Consider the following 7,154-nt stretch of genomic DNA (forward strand, 5'->3'; position numbering starts at 1 on the left):
CCCGCGATCACGTGGAACGCTGCCCGCCATCAGCGTGGAATGGTGCCCGCGATGGCGTGGAATACGCACTCAAGCCGGGTCATGGCAAGACGCACCGCGCCTACCTGTGGAGCAACTGCACCACGGTCTGGGATGAGGTCAACGCTGTGGTCTTCGACTTCGCCGAAAGCCGGGTTGGACACAACGCACGGCGCTTCCTGGGCATCGCCGAAGACGGCAACGGCGGCTGGCGAGGTACGCTGATCTGCGACGACTACGCGGGCTACAAGCAGGTGATGAATGCCGGCGTGACCGAGGCCGACTGCCTGGCGCACGCACGGCGCAAGTTCCACGAGCTGTGGGCCAACCACAGCAACACGCTGGCCGGGGGGACGCTCAAGCTGTTCGCCAACCTCTACGAAATCGAACGCGAGGCCAAGGACCTCGGGCCCGGCGAGCGGCTGCGCTTGCGGCAAGCCAGGTCAGGCCAGCGGCCGACTTGCTGCACGCCTGGTTGATGGCCAACCGTCAGAAGGTGCGCGAGGGCAGCGCGACGGCCAAGGCCATCGACTACAGCCTTAAGCGCTGGGCTGCGCTGACGCGTTTCATCGACGACGCTGACCTTGCCGCGGACAACAACCGCATCGAGAACCTGATCCGCCCCATCGCGTTGGGCAGGAAAAACTGGCTGTTCGCCGGTAGCCTGCGTGCGGGCCAGCGACCTGCCGCCATCATGAGCCTGCTGCACACCGCCAGGCTCAATGGCCATGAGCCCTACGCGTACCTCAAGTACGTGCTGCAGCGGCTGCCGACCCAGCCAGCATCTGCACTGCGCGATCTGCTGCCGTACCGCTGCTCGCCGCTGGCCTGAGCTGCGGCATCTCCGGGGTCAAGATGGACTTGGCCGGACGCTTACGTCTAGTCGGCCCATCTTGATTCCCACGTATAGCAAAGGATGCCGTTCTCCACTTGCTTTTTGGTGGAGAAATGGACGCTTACATACCCCTCAGTCAAGGTCAGCGTCGCCGGCGAATTCACAGCGCTGAGTTCAAAGCGCATATCGTGGCCGGGTGCTCCCGACCTGGCGTGTCGTCGGCCTCGGTAGCGATGGCCAACGACATCAATGCAAACCTTGTCCGTCGATGGGTCAAGGAAGCCGAGGTCGGCGCGGAGATTGAGCCGGGCACCGCTGCGAGCGAGGCGAAGAAGCTAGCCCCGGCGACGACGCCCACGCTCAAAGTTCTTGCCTCTGCCGATTCCGACTCCGGCCCCGCCTGTCGCGGCCGACATCCGCATCGAACTGCAGCGCGGCGCGGCGAGCGTCAAGGTGACGTGGCGGGCAAGTGCAGCAAGCGAATGAGCGACCTGGATGCGCGAGCTGCTTCGATGATCCGCATTGATGCCCTGTGGCTATCAGCCAAGCCCATCGACATGCGAGCCGGTGCCGAGCGGCTGCCCACGCACGTGGTGAAGTTTTCGGAGTCGCCCATGCCCGTCACGGCTACCTCTTCGCGAATGCGCGCGGCACGCGCATCAAGCTGCTCGTTCATGACGGACAAGAAGCGAGCCTGACCGTCGGCTTGTGCCTGCGTTGGTCAACGGTCTCGAACTGCTGCAATGCCTGAATCGGGGTCGCCAGACTATGACGCTCACAAATCAGCGAAGGGCTCATCGTCCTGCTGCCACACGCTGGTCGGCTTTACGCGAATGAAAGGGGAAGAAGGAAGAAGAAGAGCACTATTTCCGGAACTGAGCTGAACACCAATGAACAAACCTACTTGTGCTCTCCGGCGCCTGCCTTGCCTGCATAGAACGAAGCCAGCTCTGCGATCTCGTCCCTGGTCATCGCGCGCACCATGTTGCGCATCTGGGACTGAGCGTCGTTACGCCGGACACCGGACTTGAACGCTTCAAGCTGTGCAATGAGGTAGTCTTTCGGCATGCCTTCGATCCACGGTGTCCCGATCTTCTGATCGACGCCGCCATGGCAGGAGATGCACGGAGCGATGTTGCGCAGCGGGTCCCCTACCCTCACCAACGCGGGCAACTGCTCGTCGTAGGTCGTAGGCGCTGTTCGCGCCTTCGGCAGGTAAGCGTAGTAGGCCGCCAAATCCTCAATGTCTTGGTTTGACAAGCTGCTTGCGAGCTGCTCCATCACTGCGTTGGAGCGCTTGCCGCCCTTGTAATCCTGAAGCTGCTTGATCACGACTTCGGGGTACTGGCCTGCCAGATTCGGTGCGTTCGACGTGCTCATGCCCTGAGCGCCGTGGCACATGGTGCAGTTCAACGCAAGAGTGGCGCCCCTCCCCACTTGGTCGTTCTCGCTGACCCTCGTCATCGAGCGCTCGAGCACGACGCTCGTCGATTGGGGCCGCTTCTCCGGCGTATTGGCATCGGACCACGTCGTGGGAACGCCTGCCGCTCGGCAAATGCTGTCCCAAAGGCTCTTGGCGGTGAAGTCGCTGTGGACCGAGGGGAGCCACACGAAGCCGACGAGCATCGAACCGACTAGCAACACCACAAGGGATGCTACGCTCCAGCGAAACCACGCGTTGTTCCAAGACCAAAGTCGTTGCATCATCGACTCCCGATTGGGATCACGGGGACGTACGCATCTGGAAGCATGGCGATCTGCGCGATGGGAAAGCCGTAGTTCACCAGCGTCAGCCCGATCATCATCGCAACCCAGAGTCCGAACGTGTTCAGCGCCACTGGCGTATGGGCCATGGGGTGCGCCGTGGCACTGAATGTGAACGGAGCGGGAGTCGACTTTGGCCGTCTATGCGCGCTGGCCAAGATGTAGACCAGGATGAACGCGGAGATGACGAGCAACAGGCCGCCAAGCGTCGAGGCGATCACCGTCCATGCTTGCGGTGCAATGTCAGGGTGGCTGTAATCGTAATAGGCCATGCGCCTCGGCATGCCAAGCAGTCCAACTAGATGCCAAGGCATCGACAGCACCATCATCCCGACGAACCACAGCCAAAGCTGCACCTTCATCAAACCCTTCGGCAACGCCCCGCACCCGGTGAGCTGAGGCCACAGCTCGTACGCCACCATGAAATACATGATGACGATGGCTCCCGCGAAGATGAGATGAAAATGCCCCGTCACCCACTGCGTGTTGTGGATCGTTTCGTTGAGCTGGTAACTCATGTTGATGATGCCGCCGGCTCCTCCGAAACCCAGCATGACGAACGAGAACGTCACCGCAAGCATCATGGGGTTGTCCCACGGCAGTGCTTTCACCCAGCCGAACAGCCCGTGGCCACCGCGCAACCGTGCTGCGATCTCGACCGATGCCACGATCGTAAACACCGTCAGGAGCGTTGGCACAGACACCATGGCCGTCATCGCCGCGTGCACGAACTTGAACCCGGCGCCCACGTGGGGATCGGCGAAGAGGTGGTGGATACCGATGGGCATCGAAAACACCAGGAACAACACGAAGGCGACGCGCCCCATCGTGTCGCTGTACAGACGCCCACCGATGGCCCTTGGAACGATGGTGTAGAAGGCAATGTAGGCAGGCATTAACCAGAAGTACACGATGGCGTGAAGCGTCCAGGAGAACAGTACGCGCGCGAGGCCTGCATTGATCGTATCGGTCAAACCGAGGGATGCCGGAAGGATGAGGACGAGGATCTCGACCGCCGCGCCCACCGACGTCCAGGCCCACAAGTAGGCGCCAGCAACGTTGCCGAACATCGCCAATGGCACGGTCGCACCTGGGTTCTCTTTGCGCCAAGCCCGAAGGTTGACGGACATCAGGCCGACCCAGATCCACGACCCCACGACCACCAACACAACGCCGATGTAATAGAACGCGTTGCCGATCATCGGTGGGTAGAAGGTGTAGAGTACCGAGGCCTTGCCAAGCGCCATGGTGATCGCAGCCACTGCGGTACCGGCAATGACCAGCCAAAAACCGGCCCAAGCCCACTTCACGCCGATCAACGGGCGTTTCAAAGCCAATTCGCAGATTGCATAGCCAAAGCCCATCGCGACGAGCGTAGGCAGCACGTAAGCCATGACGGTTCCGTGCGCGGTCACCGAACGGTAGTAGTGCTCTGGGTTGTTGATCCAGTTCGCAAGGGGGCTCCGGATGAACATCTGCCATTCCCCTAGCACGATCGCCCCTAGGAACGCTACGAAGGCGATCCAGAAATGGGCGAGGACCAATCGCTTAGCGAGGTACACAGCTCATCCTTTCTCCGCCCTTGGCCTTCGCAAGGAATTCTTGTGGCTCGAGCACTTGGACCCGTGCCCACATGGCTTCGTGACCTGTGCCGCAGTACTCGTGGCAAGGCATCAACTGTTCGCCAGCTGTCTTGAAAGAGGTGGTGAAGGTTGCGACGAACCCCGGAATCAGCATCGTGTTTGCGTTTGTCTTTCCGACGACGAAGCCATGGATGGCGTCGGTGGCGGTCGCGCGGAACGTCACCGGCATTTCGGCCGGGACCACGATGCACTGCGGCTCGAAGGAATACTGCTGGGCAACCAAACGAACCACCACCTTGCCATCGTCGCCGAGCACCGTCCCAAGGTTGGACTCCACGAACTCGCCCTCCAAGTGCAACCGCTTGACGTCCACAGTTTCCACTCGCGATGGCGGCATCGCAGACCAATGCACCCCCGTGACGACCATCATCGCGATCAACGCAACGATGATGGCGCCCACTACGACCGCCCATCGACGTTCAGCCGCGTCCGCGACCGTCTGGGCCACTCCGTGATCGGGGTTCGAAGTTGGGGGAGTCACGCGGTTCACTGCATGACCCCACGCGGGAGATAGGCCCAGAAATAGAAGGCAAAGTAAATGGCAACGACGATGGCTGTGGCGACGCCGGCCACTGCGAAAGTGCCGCCAGGTCCCTCGGCAACAATCCGCTCAACACGTTCGTCCTCATCATTTTTCTTAAGCATGCTGTCATCAAGCATGGGTCCTCGCTATTCGGGAAGGAGCTTTCGAAGCTCGTTGACCTGACCCGGTGCCACCGGGGCGCCGCTGTTGCCCCAAGCCACACGTATGTAGGTAACCGCTGCTGCCACCTCTTCGTCGTTGAGAATGTGGCTGAAGGGCGGCATGCCATGGGGACGGGGGTTCTTCTTAGTGCCCGGCGGGTAGCCACCATTGAGCACCATGCGGATCGAATTGACCGGTGAGGACATGGTGATCGACTGATTGCCCGCGAGCGGCGGATAGGACGGCGGATAACCCTTGCCTTCTTCGCCGTGGCACATCTGGCACTGCTGTGTGTAGACACGACGTCCCAATTCCATGACATTCGGAGACACAAGGCGGGCTTGGCTGGTCGGAGGAGGCTCAGAGTCGCGTTGCGGCAGCGACTTCAGGTAGACCGCCATCGCTTCGACGTCCTCGTCCGTCATGTACTGCAAACTGTTGTAGGTGACCTCGGCCATCGGGCCGTAGACCGTGCTGCGATGCGACACACCGGTCTGCAGAAGATCCTTGATGTCCTCGATGCTCCAGTTACCCAGCCCTGCCTCGCGGTTCGAGGTTAGCGAGGGCGCGTACCAGTTTTGGTTGGGGATCATCCCGCCTTCGAAGGCGCGGGCTTCGCTGGATCCACCAAGCGCATTGACCGATGTGTGGCACATCGCGCAATGTCCAAGTCCTTCGACCAAATAAGCGCCCCGGTTCCATTGCGCCGTTTGTTTGGCATCGGGCTGATATTCGCCCTGCTTGAAGTACAGCGTGCGCCAGCCCACCAGCAGTTCGCGCTGGTTGTAGGGGAATCTCAATTCATGCGGCCGGTTGCTCTGTTTGACCGGCGTCACCGACATGAGGTACGCGTAGATCGCATCGGAATCCTCGCGCGTGACCTTGGTGTAGGAAGCGAATGGCATCGCCGGGTAAAGAAGCGTGCCGTCTCGCGAAATGCCGGTGTGCATCATCCGATAGAAGTCATCGGCGCTCCACGCGCCGATGCCGGTTTCGTCGTCTGGCGTGATGTTGGGCACGTATAGATTTCCGAATGGGGTAGGCATCGCTCTTCCTCCCGCGAACGCCTTTCCCCCAGGATGGGTATGACAAGCGACACAATCGCCCGCGCGTGCGAGATACTCCCCCTTGGCAATGACCTGGCTTGTGGCATTCGGTACCGCGCCAGTGCGACGATCGTTGACGGGCAGTGGTCCCGGCTTTAGCCAGATCCACGCGGCAAGCAAGACCAGACCACCTATGGCGACCAGCAGCGCTCCGGCGACGAAGACGCGTGCTTTCATCTCTGGCTTCCGCAGGCGAAAGGCATGCGAACCAAATTAGGCGATTCGGGCGATGCATCCCTTGGAGCCTGCTGTCGCGACAGCCAGACGGAAACTGCCCAGATGTCTGCGTCGTTCAACCGCGTTGCGATGCGCTTCATGCAATCCGGCTCGGCAGCATGGCGCTCGCCAACGCGCCAACGTGTCAACTGCGCGGCCACATAAGAAGACCGCAAACCGACCAATCCGGGTATCCCAGGGTTCATGCCTGTCAGCGCGGCGCCGTGGCAACCCACGCAGGCAGGGACACCAATCGACGCATCACCAGCTTGAACCAGCGTCTGGCCTCGGGCCAACGTGGCTTGGTCCACGTGGCTTCGCTCTTGAGGGGCATAGGCCGGTTGCTGCCTGGAAAAATGCTCGGCGATCTCCCGAAGGTAGACGTCTGGGAGGTAGGCGACCAGATAGTTCATAGGCGGATACCGGCGGGTGCCATCTCGGAACGCAACCAACTGGTTGAAGAGATATGCAGCCGGCTTACCTGCGATTCTCGGAAAGTACCCATCGTTCGTGCCTTGGCCGCTTTGCCCGTGGCATGTGACGCAGCCCTGCACCCTAGCTTCCATGGAGTTCAATTCTTTGAACGCCGGAATTGCATGCTCTTGCGCGTTGCCCACCAATTGCACGCTCACGCACGCTATTGCGAATAGAAGAGTGGAGAACCGTGATGCCATTACGCAACGAATTGACTGCTCTGAAACGATCGTACATACCGCGACTTGCGCACGCAATCGCGCGGATTGCAAGGATAGAACGCGTACCTGCGTAGGAAAAAACGCACGATCCTGATCGTCGACGTAGGAATCGGGCCGTCACGGACTCGCAGCCGTGCTGCCTGTTGGCGATCGTCTCGAACCGACCCACCGGAATCGCGCAATACTGACCCA

8 protein-coding genes and 1 pseudogene are annotated in these 7,154 nt (G+C 60.8%); 3 read left to right on the forward strand and 6 right to left on the reverse strand.

The genetic code is table 11. The features are described from left to right. Window positions 1-56 precede the first annotated feature (56 nt). From IE209_RS34125 to IE209_RS33190, 3 genes and pseudogenes are all read left to right on the forward strand, one after another. Window positions 57-637 (forward strand): annotated as a pseudogene (locus tag IE209_RS34125) (IS66 family transposase); the annotation flags it as partial. A gap of 75 nt (window positions 638-712) precedes the next feature. Beyond that, window positions 713-850: a transposase domain-containing protein gene (locus IE209_RS34130; protein ID WP_229883186.1), complete on the forward strand. Its 138-nt coding sequence runs from the start codon at window positions 713-715 to the stop codon at window positions 848-850. A gap of 116 nt (window positions 851-966) precedes the next feature. Beyond that, the gene (locus tag IE209_RS33190; protein WP_189691136.1) at window positions 967-1,551 is read left to right on the forward strand and encodes a transposase; all 585 of its coding nucleotides are present in this window, start codon (window positions 967-969) and stop codon (window positions 1,549-1,551) included. A 202-nt stretch (window positions 1,552-1,753) separates the two neighbouring features. Here the strand turns inward: IE209_RS33190 and IE209_RS33195 are convergent, their stop codons facing one another. From IE209_RS33195 to IE209_RS33220, 6 genes are read right to left on the reverse strand one after another with little or no spacing between them, the layout of a single operon-like run. After that, window positions 1,754-2,557, reverse strand: a complete 804-nt coding sequence (locus IE209_RS33195) for a c-type cytochrome (protein ID WP_229883183.1) — start codon at window positions 2,555-2,557, stop codon at window positions 1,754-1,756. Further along, window positions 2,557-4,179, reverse strand: coding sequence for a b(o/a)3-type cytochrome-c oxidase subunit 1 (locus IE209_RS33200; protein ID WP_189691138.1), 1,623 nt, complete (start codon window positions 4,177-4,179; stop codon window positions 2,557-2,559). Before IE209_RS33200 ends, IE209_RS33195 begins: the two co-directional genes overlap by 1 nt. After that, window positions 4,166-4,708, reverse strand: coding sequence for a cupredoxin domain-containing protein (locus IE209_RS33205; protein WP_229883184.1), 543 nt, complete (start codon window positions 4,706-4,708; stop codon window positions 4,166-4,168). Before IE209_RS33205 ends, IE209_RS33200 begins: the two co-directional genes overlap by 14 nt. Window positions 4,709-4,746: 38 nt before the next feature. After that, window positions 4,747-4,920 carry a hypothetical protein gene (locus tag IE209_RS33210; protein WP_189691139.1) on the reverse strand — a complete coding sequence of 58 codons (174 nt, stop codon included), beginning with the start codon at window positions 4,918-4,920 and terminating at the stop codon, window positions 4,747-4,749. A 9-nt stretch (window positions 4,921-4,929) separates the two neighbouring features. Then, on the reverse strand, window positions 4,930-6,228 hold the full coding sequence (locus IE209_RS33215; RefSeq protein ID WP_189691140.1) for a c-type cytochrome: 1,299 nt from the start codon (window positions 6,226-6,228) through the stop codon (window positions 4,930-4,932). Further along, entirely contained in the window at window positions 6,225-6,941 is a 717-nt protein-coding gene (locus IE209_RS33220) for a c-type cytochrome (RefSeq protein ID WP_189691141.1), read from the reverse strand. The genes IE209_RS33215 and IE209_RS33220 overlap by 4 nt, the downstream gene beginning before the upstream one ends. Between the last annotated feature and the right edge of the window lie 213 nt (window positions 6,942-7,154).

The sequence above is a fragment of the Pseudorhodoferax aquiterrae genome (genome assembly GCF_014652235.1).
GTDB classification, from domain to species: domain Bacteria; phylum Pseudomonadota; class Gammaproteobacteria; order Burkholderiales; family Burkholderiaceae_C; genus Pseudorhodoferax; species Pseudorhodoferax aquiterrae.

Coding starts and splice junctions, on each gene's coding strand:
- IE209_RS34130 (WP_229883186.1), top strand. CDS start 713: ATGAGCCTGCTGCACACCGCCAGGCTCAATGGCCATGAGCCCTACGCG.
- IE209_RS33190 (WP_189691136.1), top strand. CDS start 967: ATGGACGCTTACATACCCCTCAGTCAAGGTCAGCGTCGCCGGCGAATT.
- IE209_RS33195 (WP_229883183.1), bottom strand. CDS start 2,557: ATGCAACGACTTTGGTCTTGGAACAACGCGTGGTTTCGCTGGAGCGTA.
- IE209_RS33210 (WP_189691139.1), bottom strand. CDS start 4,920: ATGCTTGATGACAGCATGCTTAAGAAAAATGATGAGGACGAACGTGTT.
- IE209_RS33215 (WP_189691140.1), bottom strand. CDS start 6,228: ATGAAAGCACGCGTCTTCGTCGCCGGAGCGCTGCTGGTCGCCATAGGT.
- IE209_RS33220 (WP_189691141.1), bottom strand. CDS start 6,941: ATGGCATCACGGTTCTCCACTCTTCTATTCGCAATAGCGTGCGTGAGC.